Origin of the sequence: Streptomyces sp. CA-288835 (genome assembly GCF_050936385.1) — a bacterium.
In the GTDB taxonomy this organism is placed as follows: Bacteria; Actinomycetota; Actinomycetes; order Streptomycetales; family Streptomycetaceae; genus Streptomyces.
The window spans coordinates 2,009,828-2,030,115 of the sequence record NZ_JBNJMW010000001.1 but is presented as its reverse complement, the minus strand read 5'-3'; the positions used below and the strand labels follow the sequence as shown (position 1 = coordinate 2,030,115).

The 20,288-nt window shown below is 69.8% G+C and carries 19 protein-coding genes and 1 pseudogene; 10 read left to right on the top strand and 10 right to left on the bottom strand.

The features are described from left to right. The 3 genes from ACQEVY_RS09215 to ACQEVY_RS09205 all read left to right on the top strand — a co-directional run bounded on the left by ACQEVY_RS09215 (position 1) and on the right by ACQEVY_RS09205 (position 4,218). Positions 1 to 1,380, top strand: coding sequence for an 8-oxoguanine deaminase (locus ACQEVY_RS09215; RefSeq protein ID WP_432946696.1), 1,380 nt, complete (start codon positions 1 to 3; stop codon positions 1,378 to 1,380). 256 nt (positions 1,381 to 1,636) lie between these two features. Then, on the top strand, positions 1,637 to 2,722 hold the full coding sequence (locus ACQEVY_RS09210; RefSeq protein ID WP_432946694.1) for a HEAT repeat domain-containing protein: 1,086 nt from the start codon (positions 1,637 to 1,639) through the stop codon (positions 2,720 to 2,722). Continuing rightward, positions 2,722 to 4,218: a glycosyltransferase family 2 protein gene (locus ACQEVY_RS09205; protein ID WP_432946692.1), complete on the top strand. Its 1,497-nt coding sequence runs from the start codon at positions 2,722 to 2,724 to the stop codon at positions 4,216 to 4,218. Before ACQEVY_RS09210 ends, ACQEVY_RS09205 begins: the two co-directional genes overlap by 1 nt. A gap of 18 nt (positions 4,219 to 4,236) precedes the next feature. Here ACQEVY_RS09205 and ACQEVY_RS09200 read toward each other — a convergent pair whose 3' ends face one another. From ACQEVY_RS09200 to ACQEVY_RS09185, 4 genes are all read right to left on the bottom strand, one after another. Further along, positions 4,237 to 6,450, bottom strand: a complete 2,214-nt coding sequence (locus ACQEVY_RS09200) for an alpha-N-acetylglucosaminidase (protein ID WP_432946690.1) — start codon at positions 6,448 to 6,450, stop codon at positions 4,237 to 4,239. 260 nt (positions 6,451 to 6,710) lie between these two features. Continuing rightward, the gene (locus ACQEVY_RS09195) at positions 6,711 to 7,106 is read right to left on the bottom strand and encodes an acyl-CoA thioesterase (RefSeq protein ID WP_432946688.1); all 396 of its coding nucleotides are present in this window, start codon (positions 7,104 to 7,106) and stop codon (positions 6,711 to 6,713) included. A 146-nt stretch (positions 7,107 to 7,252) separates the two neighbouring features. Then, positions 7,253 to 7,915 carry a hypothetical protein gene (locus ACQEVY_RS09190; RefSeq protein ID WP_432946686.1) on the bottom strand — a complete coding sequence of 221 codons (663 nt, stop codon included), beginning with the start codon at positions 7,913 to 7,915 and terminating at the stop codon, positions 7,253 to 7,255. 84 nt (positions 7,916 to 7,999) lie between these two features. After that, a complete protein-coding gene (locus ACQEVY_RS09185; RefSeq protein WP_432946684.1) occupies positions 8,000 to 8,548 on the bottom strand; it encodes an HAD domain-containing protein in 549 nt (182 codons plus the stop codon). Positions 8,549 to 8,629: 81 nt separating this feature from the next. Between ACQEVY_RS09185 and ACQEVY_RS09180 the strand changes: the two genes are divergently transcribed. Next, entirely contained in the window at positions 8,630 to 8,860 is a 231-nt protein-coding gene (locus ACQEVY_RS09180; protein WP_432946682.1) for a hypothetical protein, read from the top strand. A gap of 4 nt (positions 8,861 to 8,864) precedes the next feature. On the opposite strand, the gene ACQEVY_RS09175 is transcribed toward ACQEVY_RS09180, so the two are convergent. Continuing rightward, complete coding sequence (locus tag ACQEVY_RS09175; RefSeq protein ID WP_432946680.1) at positions 8,865 to 9,260, bottom strand: hypothetical protein; 396 nt, start codon at positions 9,258 to 9,260, stop codon at positions 8,865 to 8,867. A gap of 506 nt (positions 9,261 to 9,766) precedes the next feature. On the opposite strand from ACQEVY_RS09175, the pseudogene ACQEVY_RS09170 reads away from it, so the two are divergent. Further along, positions 9,767 to 9,907 (top strand): annotated as a pseudogene (locus tag ACQEVY_RS09170) (ATP-binding protein); the annotation flags it as partial. Between the two features lie 8 nt (positions 9,908 to 9,915). On the opposite strand, the gene ACQEVY_RS09165 reads toward ACQEVY_RS09170, so the two are convergent. After that, positions 9,916 to 11,124 (bottom strand): pyridoxal phosphate-dependent aminotransferase, encoded by a 1,209-nt coding sequence (locus tag ACQEVY_RS09165; RefSeq protein ID WP_432946678.1) that lies wholly within the window; start codon positions 11,122 to 11,124, stop codon positions 9,916 to 9,918. An 86-nt stretch (positions 11,125 to 11,210) separates the two neighbouring features. Between ACQEVY_RS09165 and ACQEVY_RS09160 the strand changes: the two genes are divergently transcribed. After that, the gene (locus ACQEVY_RS09160) at positions 11,211 to 11,846 is read left to right on the top strand and encodes a winged helix-turn-helix transcriptional regulator (RefSeq protein WP_432946676.1); all 636 of its coding nucleotides are present in this window, start codon (positions 11,211 to 11,213) and stop codon (positions 11,844 to 11,846) included. Positions 11,847 to 11,891: 45 nt separating this feature from the next. Here ACQEVY_RS09160 and ACQEVY_RS09155 read toward each other — a convergent pair whose 3' ends face one another. Beyond that, on the bottom strand, positions 11,892 to 13,409 hold the full coding sequence (locus ACQEVY_RS09155) for an IucA/IucC family protein (protein WP_432946674.1): 1,518 nt from the start codon (positions 13,407 to 13,409) through the stop codon (positions 11,892 to 11,894). Between the two features lie 83 nt (positions 13,410 to 13,492). Here ACQEVY_RS09155 and ACQEVY_RS09150 point away from each other — a divergent pair, with 83 nt between their 5' ends. The 3 genes from ACQEVY_RS09150 to ACQEVY_RS09140 are packed head-to-tail and all read left to right on the top strand — an operon-like array spanning position 13,493 to position 16,259. After that, a complete protein-coding gene (locus ACQEVY_RS09150; RefSeq protein WP_432946672.1) occupies positions 13,493 to 15,010 on the top strand; it encodes an IucA/IucC family protein in 1,518 nt (505 codons plus the stop codon). 59 nt (positions 15,011 to 15,069) lie between these two features. Continuing rightward, entirely contained in the window at positions 15,070 to 15,984 is a 915-nt protein-coding gene (locus ACQEVY_RS09145; protein WP_432946670.1) for a HipA family kinase, read from the top strand. Next, positions 15,981 to 16,259 (top strand): SelT/SelW/SelH family protein, encoded by a 279-nt coding sequence (locus ACQEVY_RS09140; RefSeq protein WP_432946668.1) that lies wholly within the window; start codon positions 15,981 to 15,983, stop codon positions 16,257 to 16,259. The genes ACQEVY_RS09145 and ACQEVY_RS09140 overlap by 4 nt, the downstream gene beginning before the upstream one ends. Before the next feature lie 18 nt (positions 16,260 to 16,277). On the opposite strand, the gene aceB is transcribed toward ACQEVY_RS09140, so the two are convergent. Both aceB and ACQEVY_RS09130 read right to left on the bottom strand, forming a co-directional pair. Next, positions 16,278 to 17,900, bottom strand: coding sequence for a malate synthase A (gene aceB, locus ACQEVY_RS09135; RefSeq protein ID WP_432946666.1), 1,623 nt, complete (start codon positions 17,898 to 17,900; stop codon positions 16,278 to 16,280). Positions 17,901 to 18,026: 126 nt separating this feature from the next. Next, positions 18,027 to 18,626 (bottom strand): nucleotidyltransferase family protein, encoded by a 600-nt coding sequence (locus ACQEVY_RS09130; protein ID WP_432946664.1) that lies wholly within the window; start codon positions 18,624 to 18,626, stop codon positions 18,027 to 18,029. 191 nt (positions 18,627 to 18,817) lie between these two features. On the opposite strand from ACQEVY_RS09130, the gene ACQEVY_RS09125 reads away from it, so the two are divergent. Continuing rightward, entirely contained in the window at positions 18,818 to 19,132 is a 315-nt protein-coding gene (locus ACQEVY_RS09125) for a DUF5955 family protein (protein ID WP_432946662.1), read from the top strand. A gap of 212 nt (positions 19,133 to 19,344) precedes the next feature. Here ACQEVY_RS09125 and ACQEVY_RS09120 read toward each other — a convergent pair whose 3' ends face one another. Then, on the bottom strand, positions 19,345 to 20,163 hold the full coding sequence (locus tag ACQEVY_RS09120) for an IclR family transcriptional regulator (protein ID WP_328767689.1): 819 nt from the start codon (positions 20,161 to 20,163) through the stop codon (positions 19,345 to 19,347). Between the last annotated feature and the right edge of the window lie 125 nt (positions 20,164 to 20,288).

Below are 20,288 nucleotides of genomic sequence, written 5' to 3'. Positions count from 1 at the left end.
ATGGCAGCAACCCAGCGCATCGTCATCGAGAACTGCGCGATCGCGACCGTGGACGCCAACGACACCGAGTACGCCTCGGGCCATGTGGTCGTGGCGGACAACGTGATCGAGTCGGTCGGTGAGGGCAGGGCCCCTGAGGGCCTGAAGGACGTCGTACGCCGTATCGACGCGAGCGGCCACCTCGTAACCCCCGGGCTGGTCAACACCCACCACCACTTCTACCAGTGGCTCACCCGCGGCCTCGCCACGGACCACAACCTCTTCAACTGGCTCGTCGCGCTGTACCCGACCTGGGCGCGCATCGACGAGCAGATGACGTACGTGGCGGCCCAGGGTTCGCTCGCCATGATGGCCCGTGGCGGGGTCACCACCGCGATGGATCACCACTACGTGTTCCCGAAGGGCTCCGGCGACCTGTCGGGCGCGATCATCCGCGCGGCCCGCGAAACGGGCGTCCGCTTCACCCTCGCGCGTGGCTCCATGGACCGTGGCGAGAAGGACGGCGGTCTGCCGCCGGACTTCGCCGTCGAGACCCTCGATGGCGCGCTCGCCGCCACCGAAGCGACCATCGACGCGCACCACGACGACTCCTTCGGCGCGATGACGCAGGTGGCCGTGGCCCCCTGCTCCCCGTTCTCGGTGTCGACCGAACTGATGAAGCAGGGCGCCGAGTTGGCGCGGCGCAAGGGCGTACGGCTGCATACGCACGGTTCGGAGACCGTCGAGGAGGAGCAGTTCTGCAAGGAACTGTTCGGCCTGGGCCCGACCGACTACTTCGAGTCCACGGGCTGGCTCGGCGAGGACGTGTGGATGGCGCACTGCGTCCACATGAACGACTCCGACATCGCCGCCTTCGCCCGTACGAAGACGGGTGTGGCCCACTGCCCCTCGTCCAACGCCCGCCTTGCGGCCGGGATCGCCCGCGTCCCCGACATGCTGGCGGCCGGCATCCCGGTCGGCCTCGGCGTCGACGGCACGGCGTCCAACGAGTCCGGCGAACTCCACACCGAACTGCGCAACGCCCTCCTCATCAACCGCCTCGGCGCCCACCGCGAAGCCGCCCTGAACGCCCGCCAGGCGCTGCGTCTCGGCACGTACGGCGGTGCCCAAGTCCTGGGCAGAGCAAGGGAGATCGGCTCCCTGGAACCCGGCAAACTGGCCGACCTGGTCCTCTGGAACCTGAACACCCTGGCCCACGCCTCCATCCCCGACCCGGTCACCGCCCTCGTCTTCGGCGCGGCGGCCCCGGTCACCGCGTCCTTCGTCGGCGGCACCCAGATCGCCGAAAACGGCCGCCTGCTGCACGTCGACGAGGACGCGATCGCCCGCTCGACGCGGGAGGAGGCCCAGCGGTTGGCGCGGATCGCCGCACAGGCCTGAGCCGAGGGGTTCGTATGCCTGGGGTCACCCGGCCGGCGTAGCTTGATCATTCGTTCCGGCCGGGTGGGGGGTGCCATGGTTCTGTACGCCTTGGCCACCCAGAGGAACTGATGATGTGCGAGAGGTACCCCGGATCACCTGATCGGAGCGGTTCTGGAGCGGTCCTCTCAGCCATGTACGGCGGTGCCGGGCGCCGTGCCCTGCGCCTGCCGGCTGCTGGGGACCGAAGAGTTGGTGGCTGGGCAGGCGGCCGGTGATGGCGTTCTGGGTGACGGCGGCGTTGGGCGCCTCGCTGCTGCTCATCATGGTCGGTCTGCTGGTGCTGCTGATCTGTCGTGTCGTGCGCAACCGGCTGGATGCTCTTCAAGCCTCGCGGACCGAGGAGTTCCGGCCACTGGTCTTGGCGGCGGCAGCCGGTGACGGTGACGAGGCGCTGAAGGAGCTGGTGTCGTTGGACCGCCGGCACTGGCGATCGGTCCAACCGTCCGTGCTGTTCTTGTTGTCGCAGCTCCAGGGGGAGGGGCATGCCGCGCTGACCGCCGTGCTGGTCCGCCGCGGCATCATCGAGGAGGCTTTGACGGACTTGTGCCGGCGCGGGCGGGTGCGGCGGGCGCGGGCGGCGGCGGTCCTGACGTTGGCCGGACCCACGCTGCGCGAGGATGAGCAGGTGGTGGTGCGCGCACGCGCCGCTCTGCACGGCCTGCTGGACGACCGCGATCCCACGGTGCGTGCGGCGGCGGTCCGGGCCCTGGGGCGCTTCGGGGATGCGACGAGCGCCGCACTGCTGGTCGCGCATCTGCGCGGGCATCGCCAGGTGGCGTCCGGTCTCATCGGGCACGCCCTGCTGCAGATCGGCTACCCGGCCATCGAGTGCCTGCTGGAAGCCGCGCGCGGTGAAGACGTACAGATCCGCGCGCTGGCACTGGAACTGCTCAGCCTGATCGGCGACCGCAGGTCGGTGCGGCATCTGGTGAACGCCCTGGGCGACGGCGAGGGTGTGGTCCGGGCGAGTGCCGCGCAGGCGCTGGGGCGGATGGGCGAGCCCGTCGCGGTGGACCCGCTGATGCGGATGCTGGCCGGTGACCCCTCGCCCCGCGCGGCCTCCGCCGCGGCCGAGGCCCTGGGCCTGATCGGCGACCAGCGTGCGGTCGGGGCGCTGGCCCGGGCCGCGTCCGCACCGCACTACCGCGTCGCCCATGCCTCCTCCCAGGCGCTGACCCGGCTGGGCCCGGCGGGGTCGGCATGCCTGCGGGAGCTGGTGGCCGACGGCTCCGCGGCGGCAGCGCACGCTCGTGAGGCGCTGGCGCTGCTGTCGCTGCGCTCGGGTGGCGGGGTGGTGTGATGCGGGCTTTCGTCCTGGCCCTGCTGGAGTACAGCCAGTATCTGGTGATCACCTACTTCCTGGTTCTGAACTCCAGCTATCTGATGCTGATCGCCCTCGCGGGCCGGACGATCCCCCACCTCGCGCGGCGCCGCCAGGTGGCGGGAAGGGAGGACGCGGCGGTCAGCCCGTTCACCCGGCCGGTGTCGATCGTGGCATCGGCGTACAACGAGGAGGCCACCATCGTCGAAAGCGTCCGCGCGATGCTCGGCCTGCGCTACCCGGTCCACGAGGTCGTCATCGTCGACGACGGCTCCAAGGACGCCACGTTCGACCGGCTGTGTGAGGCGTTCGGCCTGGTGGAAGCAGATCGCGTGCCACCGGGCGAGCTCCCCGTGCGGGAAGGAGCCGCATCCGTCCATGTCAGCACGCGCAGCGGGTCCCTGGTCGTGATCCGCAAGCGCAACTCCGGGCGGGCCGACTCCCTCAATCTCGGCATCGACATGGCACGCCACCCTCTGATCTGCATGGTCGACGCCGACTCACTCCTCGACTCCGACGCCCTGCTGATCATCTCGCAGCCCTTCGCCAACGACCCGCTGTCTGTCGTGGCCGCCGGAGGCGTCATCCGGCCCGTCAACGACAGCGTCGTCCGCTACGGACACGTCCTGGAACCGAGGATCCCCAAGCGCTGGCTGGCCCGTATCCAGGTCGTGGAATACCTGCGCGCTTTCCTGATGGGACGCACCGGCTGGGCCCGCATGGGCGGCCTGTTGATCATCTCCGGGGCCTTCGGGCTGTACCGGCGCGACATCCTCGTCGAAGCCGGCGGACTGAACCCCGACACCATCGGCGAGGACTTCGAACTCGTGGTGCGCATCCACCGCCTGATGCGCGACTCCGGCCGCCCGTACAGGGTGGCGTTCATCCCCGAACCCGTGTGCTGGACCGAGGTCCCCGACACCGCCAGAGTTCTCGCCCGCCAACGACGCCGCTGGCACCGCGGCCTGTACGAGACGCTGCGGCAGCACCGTGGCATGATCCGCCCCCGCTACGGCTTCGTCGGCCTCGTCGCTCTGCCCTATTTCGTCCTGTTCGAACTCATTGCCCCTCTGGTGGAGATCCTCGGCCTGTTCGTCGTCGCCGCCGGTTTCGCCTACGGCGTCATCTCACCCGGCTTCGCCATCCTGTTCATGCTCGCCGCGTTCGGCTACGCCATCGTCCTGTCCCTGCTTGCCCTGCTCCTGGACGAACTCGGCCTGCACCGCTACAAACGGCTCTCCGATCTCTTCGCCGTCGCCGCCGCCACCGTCGTGGAAAACCTCGGATACCGGCAGCTCACCGCGGTGTGGCGGCTGCAGGGCTGGTGGGCCGCCCTGCGCGGGGGCACACCGGTGTGGGGCGAGATGACCCGCAGCGGATTCGCCGCCACCCCACAGCACACCACCCCGCCGCTGACCACCGGCACACACGCCGCCGTCCCAGAACCCCAGACCAGCCAAAGCCCAGTCGGCTGACCGAGCCCCTCAACAAGTTCAGGAAGTCGCGGCGAGCTGATCGCGCACGCGGACAGCCGCCTCGTACGTGTCCCCGACCGGCCGCGTCGCAAGTCGGCCAGGCTCCCGCGTCCAGCGGTCCTCGATCGCGAACCAGTCGATGGGCCTCGGCTCCCGGCCCTCCTGCAGCGCAGACCGCAGCTCGTCGAAGTACGTCGACCAGCGCTGCCGGTACAGCCCGCCGAGCAGGCCCGCCCACTCACGGTTGGCGTAGTCGCGCAGGCCCGCGTCCGCGCCCTCGCGGGTTCCCCACACGGTCAGCAGCGACAGGTTGTCGTACGCCAACTGGGCCCGCTCCTCCTCGTCGGCGCCCCAGGCCCGCGCGTCGGCCACCCAACGCCCCACCAGGTGACGGGAGTCGGTGGCCATCAGGGTCTCCAGTACGTCGATCAGGGCGAGCCAGGCACCGGCCAGCCGGTCCAACTCGGCGGCGTCCCGGGCGTCGTACGCCTTCTTGATGCGGGGGAGGAGAACGCGGCTGCGGTTGGAGGCGGCCTGGCGGGCCACGTCGAGGAGGTCGTAGCGGTACGCGGAGGAGTTCCGAAGGCCCGCGGGCACCTGGAGCAGTTCGTCGAGTGCGGGCTCGAACTCCTCGGCGCTGTAACGGAGTTGCTTGGGCGACCACTTGGCGGCCGACTTGACCGTGAGCGAGGGGCGGGCCCCGAAGAACCCGTCGGCGCCCTCGCTCCACGAGTCGGCGCGGGTCGTGCCGTACGCGGTGCGGCGCAGGATGTCCCAGGCGGCCTCGGCGTGCGGATCACGCGCTCCGTAGCGGGCGTGCGACCAGTCCCTGAACCACGTTTCGAGTTTCAAGTCGGCGTCTTCCCAGGCGAGTTCGGAGAACAGGTCGAAGGCAGCGGGATTGTTGTCGGCAGCCTCCGGCATGAGGGCGACACCGCGCAGGGTGCTTCCCTCCTTGGTGCGCCACTTGTTGTAGAGCTCGACCCAGTCAGGGGTGTTGGCGCCCATCGTCGTGTGGCCGCCGAAGTTCCAGATGGAGCCGAAGGCGTACGGGGTGTTCCCCCAGTCGGCCTCGCGGTCGACGACGGTCGGGAAGCGGTCGGACAGTCCGTCGACGACGAGCACGTGCCGCTTGTCGACGGCGTCGACGATCGCCCTCGGCGGATTGCGCTGCCAGCCGAGGAGCACCCAGATCGCCTCCGGATGCGCCGTCAGCAGCGCCTTCTCGACGCCCTTCGCCGCATCGGCGACCGGTACGTCTCCGGGGTCGCCGCCCTCGTGGAGCAGGTCCATCTTGTAGAGCGTGGAGGGGCCGAACATCTGGTCCTGAACGCGGTAGAAGGTGGCCGCCACTCGCGCGAAGTGGTCGGTACGCGGGTCCAGCCAGTCGGGACGCGCGAGCCCCATCCACTCGCCCTGCGGTATCGGCCGCGCACCCGGATTCCGCTCGGCGAAGCCCGGCGGGACCGTTCCGAAGTAGCCCGGGAACACCGGCGTCATGCCCAACTCCCGTACCCGGTCGACGATCCGCCGCCCCAGCGCGGCCCGCGCGTCGAGTAGCTGCCGCGAGAGCGGATACGGGAACGCGCCCATGTTCTGCATCAGGAACCACGGCAGATGCGCCGGGCCCGCGATCCACGCCCGCAGCTCCTCGTCCGTGTGCCCGAACTCCTGGAACACGCGGTGATAGAGCGCGTCCGCGCCGATGTAGACCAGCACCTCGTTGTAGCCGTGCAGCGCCAGTACGTCGAGCTCGCGCTCCCAGTACGCCCAGTCGTTGTACGCGCCCGTGTAGCCGTCGTTCGTGTCGTTCAGGACGAAGCGGTGCGGGACATTGGCCTGCCGGGTGACGGTGCCTTCGAAGCCGGGCAACTGCTCGGGGAGGTCGCGCTGTTCACCGGCCCAGCTGATGTTGGCGTGCGCGATGTTCTTCAAGTACCAGCGGAGTCCGGCGAGTTGAGCGCCGGGGGAGCTGCCGCCGATGGTGATCCGACCGGTGCTGCCCGAGACCCGGAAGGCGTCGGCCCCGGCGGGTCTTGTCGTCTCGAACCTCAACTGCCGCCAGTGCCGCGGCAGCAGCCGCCGCGCCGCCCTGCTCGCTGCGCCCGTCTCACTCACTGAAGCCCCCTTGGCGTCCGTGGACGAGGAACCTTTCGCTGGTGCGTTCGAGCAGGCTACGACACCTGCAGATCCGGCAACCGCAATCAGAAAAGCGCGACGAGCAAGCGGCATTGGGGTCTCCGGTTCCACAGCTGAGGGGTGCCGTGGTGAGAGATACCCGCTGTGTGAGGACTTGAGCGTGGAAATACGGCCACATGGGGGAGAACGCGCCATGAATGGGCAGTCGGGTTCGCCACCGACTGCCCATTGCGTAGCCGTCGACTGCCCGCCGTCTGGCTACGGACTGCCCGCCGTGTGGCTACCGACTGCCCGTCACGTGGCCGCCGACGTGCCGGATCAGAGGCCGCAGCAGCCGATGTGTGGGGGAGAGGTCAGAGCCCGAAGTACCGAGGATCGCTCGCCAGGGCGCGGAAGCACTCGCGTGGGTCCGCGACGAGTTTCCGCTGCTTGAGGTCCATCAGGCCGCCGGTGGCCGTGATTTCGGCGGCGACCGTGCCGTCGGTCTTGCGTATCTCCTGCTCGACGCGGAAGACCTTGCTCTCGTCCATAAGGAAGTCGCACGTCACGTCGACCTCATCGCCTGCCTTCAGCTCCCGCTTGAAACGGATGGTCGTCTCCAGCGCCACCGGCCCTACCCCCTTGGCAATCAGGCCGGACTGGCTGATCCCGGCGGCCTGCAATAACGACCAGCGGGCGTGCTCCGCGTAGTTGATATAGACGCTCTGGTTGAGGTGACCCTGAACATCGGTCTCGTACCCACGGACCATCACCCGGACGGCAAACGGACCTGACGTCTCTGATGGCCCTGAAGGCCCTGATGAGCCTGGCGCTCCGGGCGTTACTGACGCTTCTGACACGGCGTCCCCTTCACTCTCTCCCGACGATTGTGATCACTCAGCTTGGCATGCGCCTCTCACGCTCGTCGCGGGGAGGCCAGCAGATAGCGCGCTCGCGTACGGGGCTCCGTGTACTCCCCGACCTGCCAGCCCGCCTTCTCCAGCGTGGCCGCACAGCCCTGCCGCGACTCGGCGTCCGGTACATGCACGGCGACCGCCTCCGGCTGCGGCGTCGCCCGCACCCGGTATCCGTCGGCGTCCTCCCCGGCGGGCCGGTGCCCCGCCGCCTCCAGCGCCAGCGCGGCGGCCTGCACCAGATGCGTACGCTCCCATCCGCACGGCCGGTCCACGGCGCCGTCCGGATTGGTCATCCGCCGCAACTCCAGCAGCCCCTGCCAGGCGCTGTGCACCTCTCGCATACGCCCGGGCCCCGCGTCGACGACGCCCTCCTCACCGCCGACGCGGGCGGCGAAGACGCCGGTGCCGGCGGACGCCTGGGCGCCGGCCGCCGGAGCGGCTGCCTCTCCGTCCGGACCACCGGAAGCCTCCGCAGCCGACTCCTCACGTATCCGATGCCCGGCCGGTGTCAGAAAGTGATCGTGCGGCGGCCGAGGATGCCGAAACGCGAGCCCCCGCTTCACCAGCGCCGCGAGCTGGCTCTCCGTACCCCTGAGCCGTCCCGTCACGGGATCGGCGGCCTCGATGACACGCCGCTGCGCGGCAGTAGGTGGTCGTGTCATGGCGTGCACCTCCCCGAATCCGGCATCGCCCGACCAGTGAGTGATCAGTGAGCCCATTCGAAGACTACGACGCAGGTCTGACAGTCACCCCTTCGTCCGTCGGAGCTCGCGAGCCCACCGCTCCAGCTCCTCGAAGTCCCGCTCCCGCAGCCCCCTGCGCGGATCGATCTGCAGCAGGAGAGCGGCCGCGTCGTGGTGCGCGGCGACATGCCGTACGTCGAGGTCGGTGATCATGTCGTCCACCCACACGAAGGGCCGGCCCGCAGCCCACGCCACGACGTGCCGGGTCTTCCAGTACAGCCCCTCGGGATCCCTGACGAACATCTCGGGCCACTCGATCACCGGCAGATCACCCGGCAGCCCGATCACCGGCGCGATCATCTCGTTGGCCTCATGCATCCAGGTCGTGGCCCACGCCAGCTCGTACGGCAACGCCTTCAGCCGCGCTCCATGCCCCGGATTGAGCCGCACCCGCAGCCCACGCCGCAGCCCCCGCGAACCCGGCACCTGCCGCGCTGACCAGTTCGCCGGTCGCAGCCGCCGCGTCACGTATCCGCGCGGCCGGACGAACCGCGCGCCGAAGGGATTGAGGGGGCCGTCGACGTCGAGGAGCAGCAAGGGTCGGTGACTCATGGGGAGGGCATACCCGTGGTGACGGGATCGCATCTGTCGCACGCACGGGCCGATTCCACGAGTGGTATGTATGTCGGCTCCGTGGCCATCGACGGGGGACAGCAGGGCGCGGGCTGGCGCGAGGACCTGCTCGTCGGCCGGATCGACGCCTCGTGCATCCTCGTCCACGGCCTGATCCCGGAGGCCAACCAGGGCACGATCATGAGCGTTCCGCTTCCAACGGCGGACCCACACCCATGGAGGCTCGCGCGAGAACGGACCGGGGCGGCCGACCACTCCACTGCGCCATCCCGGTCCGTTCAGCAGGCCTAAGGCTCTACGGGCAGCTGGCCGCGGTCTGGATCATGATGCCGGTCACCGTGAAGTTCGAGTTGAAGACCGCGGTTACGTTGGGGTTGACGCACAACGCCCCTGTCGCGCCCGTCGGGTTGTAGGTGTAGCGGAGATAGACCCGGTCGTCGTTGCGCGTGTTGTGGACGCGGTCAGCACCTCGGCTGTTGGGTCCGAGATTCTGGTAGCTGCTGGTGACGTCCTGGTAGGCAGCCGTGGGTGTGCCGTTGTTCCACTGGGTGATGGTGGGATAGAAGCACACGCGGGGGTAGACGCACCCGTTGTAGCTGTCGGCGGCGGCGCTGGGTGCCGTGGCGATTGAGGCGGCGACCATGGCGGCCGAGGCCATGCCGAGGGCGGCGAATCTTCGAGGTGTATGCATGGCCGTGATACTTCCGGGGGGTACATCCGTGCCAATAGTGCAGTTCCAGACAGGCCGACGTGGTCCGGTGGGACGAGGTCCGATGTGGCCGGTTCCCCTGCCACCCATCCCCAAGTCGTGCCGCGCATGCTCTCAGAACGCACTGGCCACCCTGTCCCCACCGTTCCCCGAATGTCCGGAAAATTGACGGCCAATGGGGTATGTGGGGAAACAGTGAACACTGTTTGGACAGAAGCGACACAGATGTCTGACCAGTTGTCACCACCGCGCCCGAGCCCTGGAATATCTCGCACCGGGTCGATGTCGGTGGCACGACGGCAGGAACGCCCAGTACGTGGCTGATGTTGGCGAACCCTCCCCGGCTGGGTAACCGGTCGCGGGAATGTGACAGTTTCCCGCCCAACTGTCACATTCCCGCGACCGCCTACCGTGGGTCCGGAAGCGTCGGACCGGAGCGCCCGCATTGTCGCCGGACTTCACCAACCGCATCAGTGCGCGAGCGGAACCCCGGGACTCTCGAGCCGGCCTCGTCCGACACCGAGTCCGGCCGCGGCCTCCTCCTGGTCGAAGCCCTGGCCGCTCACTGGGGGACGACGTGCGGAGATCCGTACACCAAGACGGTGTGGTGCGAAGTCGATCTCAGGTGACTGGTCAGCTACTGCCGATACCCGCTCAGGAACCGCCCGATCCGCCCGATCGCCGCGTCCAGGTCGTCGACGTACGGGAGGGTGAGGATGCGGAAGTGGTCGGGGCGGGGCCAGTTGAAGCCGGTGCCTTGGACTACCTGGATTTTTTCGCGGAGGAGCAGGTCCAGGACGAACTTCTCGTCGTCGTGGATCTTGTGCACCTGGGGGTCGATGCGCGGGAACGCGTACAGCGCGCCCTTCGGTTTCACGCAGGAGACGCCCGGGATCTCGTTGAGCTTCTCCCAGGCGCGGTCGCGCTGTTCGCGCAACCTGCCGCCGGGGGCGGTGAGTTCGCGGATGGACTGGCGGCCGCCGAGTGCGGCCTGGATGGCGAACTGGGCGGGGGCGTTGGCGCACAGCCGCATGGAGGCCAGCATCGTCATGCCCTCGAGGTAGTCGCGAGCGTGCTGGCGCGGGCCCGTGACGACCATCCAGCCGGAGCGGAAACCCGCCACGCGGTACGTCTTGGACAGCCCGCAGAAGGTGAGGACCACCAGGTCAGGGGCGAGGGAGGCGACCGAGTGGTGCACGGCGTCGTCGTACAGGATCTGGTCGTAGATTTCGTCAGCGAAGACCATCAGGCCGTGCCGGCGCGCGAGGTCGAGGATGCCCTCGATGATCTCCTTCGGATAGACCGCGCCCGTCGGGTTGTTGGGGTTGATGATGACGACGGCCTTGGTGCGGTCCGTGATCTTGGCCGCCATGTCGTCCAAGTCCGGGTACCAGTCGGCCTGTTCGTCGCAGAGGTAGTGCACCGCCTTGCCGCCCGCGAGCGTCGTCACCGCCGTCCAGAGGGGGAAGTCCGGGGCGGGGATGAGGATTTGGTCGCCGTCCTCGATGAGCGCCTGGACCGCCATCGAGACGAGTTCCGAGACGCCGTTGCCGAGGAAGACGTCGTCCACGCCGACCTCGAGGCCCAGGTCCTGGTACCGCTGGGCGACGGCGCGGCGGGCCGAGAGGATGCCGCGGGAGTCGGTGTAACCGTGTGCCTGGGGCAGCATGCGGATCATGTCCTGGAGGATCTCCTCCGGCGCCTCGAAGCCGAAGAGCGCCGGGTTGCCGGTGTTCAGCCGGAGCACGCTGTGGCCCGCCTCCTCCAGGGCATTCGCGTGCTCGATGACCGGACCCCGGATCTCGTAACAGACCTCGCTGAGCTTGCTCGACTGCCGGAACTCCATGCGGTGCGCACCTCCAGGTTGGTGTGTTGCTTGGTTTTACCAAGTAGCGGCTTGGAAAGTCCAACAACTTGTTTAGACTGCGTCGCATGTCACCACGCCGAAGCTACGACCAGTACTGTTCCGCGGCCCGAGCCCTCGACGCCGTCGGTGACCGCTGGACCCTCCTGATCGTGCGCGAGCTCCTCGCCGGCCCACGCCGCTACACCGACCTGCACGCGGACCTGCCCGGCGTGAGCACGGACGTCCTCGCCTCCCGGCTCAAGGACATGGAACGGGACGGACTGTCGAGCCGGCGCCGGCTGCCCCCGCCGGGAGCGGCCTTCGTGTACGAACTCACCGACCGCGGACGCCAGTTGCTCCCCGTGCTGCAGGCGCTGGGGGAGTGGGGCGCACCCCTCCTGGAGGAGCGGCGACCCACCGACGCGGTGCGCGCGCACTGGTTCGCACTGCCATTGCTGCGCTGCCTGGCGGGACTTGGCGACGGGGTCGTACAAGTGCGGTTGGAGGAGGGGGAGTTCTACGTACGCATCGGCGCCGGGGACGGCGGGCCGGTGTACGCGGAGGGGGCCGCGCCCGAGGAGCCCGATGCCCGTCTCGCCCTCGACTCGGGGACGTGCACGGCACTCGCCGGGGGCGGATTGACGCTTCAGGAGGCGATACGGGCCGGGCGTGTCGAGGTGGTGGGGGACGGGCCGCTGGCAAAGGAGCTGCGGGACATCTGACGACACCCGACGACGCGACACCAGGCTCACAAGGCCGCCGTTGGTTCACGCCAACAGCGGATTCGGCACCCGCGCCCAGATGTCCCCCGGCCGCTCCGGCGACAGCCGCATCAAGGTCAGCGCCTTCGTGGGCAGAGGACCGTCCAGTACCGCCGCCAGGTCAGGCGTGCGCGGCAAGTCTCGTACGGCCGTGGAGAGCGCCTCGCCGAGTGCCGCGCTCGAACCCGCCGTCGCCCCCAGCGTGCCCGTGAAGAGAGAGCCGAACAGTTTGCGGCGCAGGGTGGTCTCGTCGTCCGTGATCAGGCGGCCGGACAGGTCCGGGGCCGGGATGCCGTGGCGGGCGAGGCGGGCCGGGCTGATGCGGATGTCGGCAAGGTCGCGGTAGATCAGGCGAGTTGGGGCGCCTGAGGGGGAGAGCACCACGAGGAGATTCTGGCCGTGGGCCTCCAGCGCCACGCCCAGCTCCAGCAGCCGCAGACCCACCGTCAGCGCGAGACGCGTGAACTCGGCCAGCCAGGAAGGAGATTGGGGCAGACCGGTCAGGGCGAGGGCGGCGACCGGCACCACCCGCTCGCCCTCCGCCGCGTACGTCTCCGGCGCCTCGCGCACCACGGCCGCGAACTCCGGAGTGTGGGCGGTGGCCGCCCCGAGCGTGCGGGTGATGTGGAGCAGCCCGTCCAGCCGTGCGGCGAGCGCGTCCGCGAAGGCCGACACCGTCGCGGACGTCGCGATCGAGTACACCGAGATGTCCCGCACCGCCGACGTCAGCCGGGCGCTCAGCGCGGTCTTGATGTGCGGCCCGCCGGGCGCGGCGTCGGCGAGGGTGCGCAGCGACATGAGGGGGTGGGCGGTGACACCCGTCGCGTCCGCCAGCTTCTCGTCCTTCAGTACGTGCCGTGCCTGCCACGGATGCACCGGGATCAACACCCGCCCGGCCGCCCGGTCCCGGTACGGCCACTCGCCCGTCACCAGACAGGCCTCCTCCGGCGCGGCGACCAGGCCCAGCTCGACCACCGGCCGGTGCTCGGGCGCGTACGCCAACTGCTCGGCCACCGAAAAGCCGGGCCGGGAGCGGCAGTTGGGGTGGAACGGATGCCCGTCGACGATCCGCTGCTCCCACTCCCAGGTCGCCGAAGGGGCATCGTCCAGCGGCGGCTGGCCTGCGCGCGACAAGGCCAACGAGGCGACGCTGTGGTCGAGTTCTGCGGCGAAGGCGTCACCGTGCGGGAAGGAGAGTGCCGTCATCAGTGCGGCGGGGTGGCCGTACGCGGCTCCGTCCAGCTCAACTTCCGTGACGCGGGCGGCAGTTCCGTACGCATCCGAGTGCGGCCCGCGCAGCAGGCGGCCATCGGCCAGATGAAGCGTCAGCCCCTCGCGTCCCTGCTCGCGGCGCGTGATCCACGGCAGCGGCTCATGGGCGAGACCCCGCCACAGCCGGGTCAGCACGGCCGCCCGGGCGCCGGGGAGCTCGGCGGCGTACGGCGACAGCAGGGCGGGTCGTACGGTACGCAGCTCGGCGGCGAGCGTGTCCTCGGCCTCGGCCGACGGAGAGGGGTGGTGCACGGGGTGGCTCCTCGGGTGTGGGGACGGCGTCGGGACCGGGTACTACGCCAGACATACTGATCGTCACCACCCGTATGGAACGAATGGACCGCGTGGAACCCATGCCCCCCAGGCCTCCCAGGGACGACGTCGCAGAGGCCGCCGACGCGTACGCGGCAGCGCCGCTGCTCAATTGTCTGCTGCGGGAGGTGGCCGAGCGCGCACCGGGGTCCGGTGAGCGGCCCGTGTACCGGCTGCCGGGCAGTGGTCGGCAGCTGCGGGTACGCGGCGGACGCCGGCCCGCCGAGCCGGAGGTCTACGCCGCCGGGGCCTGGCACCGCCTCACCCACGCCGAGCTGGTCAAACTCACCGCCGACGAACTGCGCCGGCACACCGGCCTCGCCAACTCCGAGCTGCCCGCCGAGATGATCGACAGCCGCGACGCGGTAGCGGCGCTCCTCGCCGCACGCGAGGGCGCCACTCCGCCCGAGTACCCGTATCAGCGCTCCGAGCAGTCACTGATCACCGGGCACCCCTACCATCCCGCGCCCAAGGCCCGCGGCGGCGGCCCGGTCACCGGCTGGCTCCCGTACGCCCCCGAGGCGTACGCCCGCTTCCCACTCCTCCTGCTCGGAGTACGAGCGGACGCGGTCGTCGAGGAGGGCGACCTGCGGGCGCTCGACGCGCTGGGCCAGGCCCCTCCCGGCTACCGGCTGCTGCCCGCCCACCCCTGGCAGCTCGACCTGGCCGGCAACCGGCCGGAGATCCGCGACGCCTTCGCCGACGGCCGCCTCGTACGACTCGGCCGCTCCTCGTCTCCGGTCTGGCCCACGGCGGCCATCCGGACGGTGTACGACCCTGCCGCCGACCTCTTCCTGAAGTTCAGCCTCGACGTCCGCATCACCAACGACATCCGCCGCCTCTGGCGCCACGACCTCCTCAAACTCCACCGCACGGACACGGCGGTCACCTCGGCCTTCGCGGCCCTGAACGGCCCCGCGGCCTGGCTGAGCGACCGCGGCTACCGCACCGCGGACTTCGCCTTCGAGGAACTCGCCGTCCTCATCCGCGACGGCCTGCACGAGCGCGTGACGGCGGACGCGACTCCACTCCTCGCCGCCGCCCTCACGGAGGGCTTCGCCGGCAGCCCGCTGGACCACCTCTCCGATCCGGCGGCCTGGTGGGCGGCGTATGTGCGTCAAGTCGTCCCGCCCGCACTGGAGTTGTTCGCCCGCCACGGGGTCGTACTGGAAGCGCATCTGCAGAACACGGTGGTGGCCGTGGACGACGCCGGTCTGCCGGTGCAGGCCCTGTTCCGGGACGCGGAGGGCGTGAAGCTGCTGCCCGACGTCACGCGCGCCGCCGGATGGGAGCGGCTGGTGTACTGCCTCGTCGTCAACAACCTCCTTGAGATCGCGGGGGTGTTGGAGGAGCGGTATCCGGGGGTGGAGCTCTGGCCCGTCGTACGGCGGGAGTTGAGGCGTTACGAGGCGGAGGTGCCGGAGGCGGGGGAGCTGCTCCGGGCTCCTACGTTGCCCGGCAAGACGAACCTGCTGTTGAGGTGGACGGGGGCGGATGGGGCGGACGCTCGGTATCTGCCGCTGGCCAATCCCTTGCGATAGAGCCGGTGGCGCGGAATATGCCGGTGAGCATGGTGACCCGCTGATTTACAGTGGCCGGTGTGCTGCGCGAAGTGACCGCTGTCCGATACGTGACCCCGCTGAGGTCCGGCGGCTCCGTGCCCGGAGTCGTGGAGGCCGATGACCTGGGGACGTACGTCGTGAAGTTCACCGGCTCCGCGCAGGGCAAGAAGGCGCTGGTCGCCGAGGTGATCGTCGGTGAGCTGGCCCGGGCGCTGGGGCTCAGGTTCCCCGAGCTGGTCCTGGTGCACTTCGACCCGTCGATCGCCGACGAGGAGCCGCATCAGGAGGTGCGGGACCTGCATGGCGCCAGCGCCGGGATCAACCTCGGCATGGACTTCCTGCCGGGCGCGAAGGACTTCGCGCCCGAGGTCGCCGAGACATTCCGCGTGGACCCGCTGGAGGCGGGCCGGATCGTCTGGCTCGACGCGCTGACCGTCAACGTCGACCGTACGGTCCACAGCTCCAACCTGATGGTCTGGCCCACGCTCGGCATCGCACCCCCGCGCCTCTGGCTCATCGACCACGGCGCCGCCCTCGTCTTCCACCACCGCTGGGACGCGACGGAACCGGAGAAGGCGTACGACTTCCGGCACCACGCGCTCGGCCACTACGCCCCGGACGTACGGGCCGCCGACGCCGAGCTGGCGCCCCGCGTGACCCAGCAGCTGCTCCGCGAGATCACCGCCGAAGTGCCCGACGCCTGGCTCGCGGACGAGCCGGGCTTCGCCACACCCGACGAGCTGCGCGAGGCCTACGCCGGCTATCTCCACGCGCGCGTACAGGCATCCGCGGCCTGGCTGCCCACGGATTTCCCCACCCGGGAAGAACTCGCCGCCGAGCAGGCCCTGCGCGCGGCGAAAAGTCAGCAAGGCCGTCCGAAGTGGCTCCAGCGGGTCCCCGACCTGCACGGCAAACCGGCGGCGGAACAGGATTGGTCGGTACACCTCGGATGACCCACCGCGTTCAGATCGAGTACTGCACCCAGTGCCGCTGGCTGCCCCGCGCCGCATGGCTGGCGCAGGAGCTGCTGACCACGTTCGAGACCGAGCTGACGGAGCTGTCCCTGAAGCCGGGCACCGGCGGCGTGTTCGTCGTACGCGTCGACGATGAGGTCGTCTGGGACCGCCGCGAGCAGGGCTTCCCGGAGCCGACGGCCGTCAAGCGCCTCGTACGCGACCGAGTGGCCCCGGGCAGGACCCTGGGCCACTCGGACAAACCGGCGGAATGACTCGACCTTCGCGCTGACTCAGCCGGTGAGCTGCTCGTACGCGGGCAGCGTCAGGAAGTCCACGTACTCCTCGTCCAGCGACACCTTCAGGAGCAGGTCGTGGGCCTGCTGCCAGTTGCCGGCCGCGAAGGCCTCGTCGCCCAACTCGGCGCGGATGGCGGCCAGTTCCTCGGCGGCGATCTTGCGGGCCAGCTCCGGCGTCGCCTTCTCACCGTTCTCGAACTCCACCCCCGCGTTGATCCACTGCCAGATCTGGGAGCGGGAGATCTCGGCGGTGGCCGCGTCCTCCATGAGGTTGAAGATGGCGACCGCGCCCATGCCGCGCAGCCAGGCCTCGATGTAGCGGATGCCGACCTGGACGGCGTTGACCAGGCCCGCGTACGTCGGCTTGGCTTCGAGGGAGTCGACGGCGATCAGGTCGGCGGCCTTGACGTCGACGTCCTCGCGCAGCCGGTCCTTCTGGTTCGGCTTCTCGCCGAGCACCGCGTCGAAGGAGGCCATCGCGATCGGCACCAGGTCCGGGTGGGCGACCCAGGACCCGTCGAAGCCGTCCCGCGCCTCACGGTCCTTGTCGGCCTTGACCTTCTCGAAGGCGACCTTGTTGACCTCCTCGTCGCGCCGCGAGGGGATGAACGCCGCCATGCCGCCGATCGCGTGCGCCCCGCGCTTGTGGCAGGTGCGGACGAGGAGTTCGGTGTAGGCGCGCATGAACGGGGCGGTCATCGTCACCGCGTTGCGGTCCGGCAGGACGAACTTCGGCCCGCCGTCACGGAAGTTCTTCACGATGGAGAAGAGGTAGTCCCAGCGGCCCGCGTTCAACCCCGAGGCGTGGTCGCGGAGTTCGTACAGGATCTCCTCCATCTCGTACGCCGCCGTGATCGTCTCGATGAGGACGGTGGCGCGGATGGTGCCCTGCGGGATGCCGACGTAGTCCTGCGCGAAGACGAACACCTCGTTCCAGAGGCGAGCTTCCAGATACGACTCTGTCTTGGGGAGGTAGAAGTACGGGCCCTTGCCGAGGTCGAGCAGGCGCTGCGCGTTGTGGAAGAAGTACAGCCCGAAGTCGACGAGCGCGCCCGGCACCGGTGTGCCCGAACTGTCCACCAGATGGCGCTCGTTGAGGTGCCAGCCGCGCGGGCGCGTCACGACCGTCGCCAGCTCCTCGGCCGGCTTCAGGGCGTACGACTTGCCCTCGGGGGAGGTGAAGTCGATACGGCGCTCGTACGCGTCGGTGAGGTTGAGCTGGCCGAGGACCACGTTCTCCCAGGTGGGCGCCGAGGCGTCCTCGAAGTCCGCGAGCCAGACCTTGGCGCCCGAGTTGAGGGCGTTGATGGTCATCTTGCGGTCGGTGGGTCCGGTGATCTCGACGCGGCGGTCGTTCAGGGCCTCGGGGGCCGGGCCCACCTTCCAGGAGTCGTCGGCCCGGATGGCGGCGGTCTCGGGGAGGAAGTCGAGCGAGGAGGTACGGGCGATCTCGGCGCGTCGCTCGGCACGACGCACGAGGAGCTCGTCACGCCGGGGCGTGAACCGCCGGTGCAGCTCGGCCACGAAGGCGAGCGCGGCGTCCGTCAGGACCTCACCCTGCCGGGGCAGAGGCTCGGCGTCGACGATGGCCAGCGGGGAGGGCGCTGGTGCGGACATGAGCTGTCACTTCCTTCAGCGAGCTGACTTCAGTACACGGCGGCACTGGATGCCAGTGGATACTAATTTCCTCATAGTGGAAGTTCAATGCTGGGCGGCCGTTGGCGGCTGTGGGTGGCACGTCACTCACTCCAAGTGGATCAGGTCGTCCTCCGTGTCGATGTCGTACGCCTGCGCCACATCACCGCACTCGACGAGCGTGATCGCGTCGTCGTGCGCCTTCAGGTAGGCGCGTGCCCCGCGGTCCCCGACCGCAGTCGCGCTGATACCGGGCCAGTGCTCGGCACCGAACAGCACCGGGTGCCCGCGTACACCGTTGTACGAGGCTGCCGCGAGCGATGCCTCGGAGGCGTACGCGGCGAGCACGCGGGCCACCGCCTCCGGCCCGATGCCGGGCTGGTCGACGAGGGACACCAGGGCGGCCTGCGCCCCTGTTCCGGCCAGGGAGTCGAGCCCGGCGCGCAGGGAGGAGCCCATGCCCTCCTCCCACTGGGCGTTTTCGACGAGCACGCAGCCGGGCAGTGCGGCCGTCGCGCGGACCAGGTCCGCCTGCGCCCCCAGGACTACGTGCACTTGGGTGCAGCCGCCTGCACGGAGCACCCCCGCCGCGTACTCGACGAGGGGACGGCCTCGGTGTTCGAGCAGCGCCTTGGGGCGCCCGCCGAGCCGGCGGCCGCCGCCTGCCGCGAGTAGCAGGCCCGCCACCTGGTCCCGTTTCGCTGTCATCTCTCTTGCATACCTGACGCTCCGGCGAGTTCATGGTCTCGGTGGACTGAATTTCGGTCCTCGGAGTGGCGCCCACCGCTGCGGGTGGCGTTTACTGGCCCGCGGTCCCCGGTGCCTGACCAACGCCACGGGGTGTTCGACGGAAGCAGTACGTACGTCCGGCGCACGAAGGAGTGCGAGGGGGGAGAGCTGTGTTGCGGAGCTTGGGGCAGAGGTCAGTGACCGGCAGCGACGAGGATCCGAGGGTGGCGGAGCTCAGGACCGCGGTGTCCCGCTTGCGCCGCGAACTTGCCGCGCATCCTGCCGAGTTCCCGGATCGCGGGATCGCGGAGGACGAGCTGGCGGCGCTTGCCGCGATGACGGTCAGTGGCGTGCCCGAGGTTCCGCGGCTGCGCCGCTCGCTGTTGTTGATCGCCGGGTCCATCGGCTCCGTGAGCGCGCTGGCGCCCGGCTTGCGGGAGGTGCGCAGCGCGGTGGAGATGTTCGGGGAGCCTCCCCGGCGCTGAGCGCCACTGCCTCCGGCGGTTGGGGCGGTTGGGTTCGTTTCTTGGGTGCGGGCAGTCGCAGGCTTTTCAGGGGCGCGGGGCTGTGACATTAGGGGCTCCGCCGCGGGGCGCGACCAGCCACGACGGGCCCGCAGTCGACACACAACCGGTCAAGGGGCTCGGGCCGGAGGCCTCACGCGGCGGAGCCGCACCTTGATGCAGCCCCGCGCCCCTTACGGGGCGCTTGGCCCTGAGCTTGCCAGCGCCTCCGACAGTTCCACCGCGATCTGCTGCAGCACCGGCACCGTCTTCTCCGTCATCGCCTCCGTTACGCGGCCTGCCGGGCCGGAGATGGAAATCGCCGCCGCGGTGGGTGAGTTGGGGACGGAGACCGCCAGGCAGCGGACGCCTATCTCCTGCTCGTTGTCGTCCACCGCGTATCCGGAGCGGCGTACCTCTTCCAGTGCGGTGAGGAACGCGTCCGGTGACGTGATCGTCTTGTCCGTGGCGGCCGGCATGCCCGTACGGGACAGCAGGGCGCGTACCTCGTTCGCCGGGAGGTGGGCGAGCAGGGCCTTGCCGACGCCGGTGGAGTGCGGCAGCACCCGGCGGCCGACCTCGGTGAACATCCGCATCGAGTGCTTGGACGGGACCTGCGCGACGTACACGATCTCGTCGCCGTCGAGCAGCGCCATGTTCGCCGTCTCGCCGGTCTCCTCGACCAAGCGCGCCAGGTAGGGCCGGGCCCAGGTGCCGAGCAGCCGGGACGCGGACTCGCCGAGGCGGATCAGGCGGGGGCCGAGCGCATAGCGGCGGTTGGCCTGCTGGCGTACGTAACCGCAGGCCACCAGCGTGCGCATCAGCCGGTGGATCGTCGGCAGCGGCAGCCCGCTGCTCACGGAGAGCTCGCTGAGGCCCACCTCGCCGCCCGCGTCCGCCATTCTCTCCAGCAGGTCGAAGGCGCGCTCGAGGGACTGGACGCCACCGCTGGGTGCGGAGTTCTTCGAGGCGGAGGCATCCGCGGGGGCGTCGCTGTCGCTGGACGTCGGCACGGGGCGTTCCTTTCAGGTCCGGCAGGAGAAGCAGCCTATCGGCCGGTCAGTTGGTTGACGGACCGGCTGTGGATAACTACGTTCTGCTCAATGAAAGCGCAATTCCGCTTTATGGAAGATTCCAG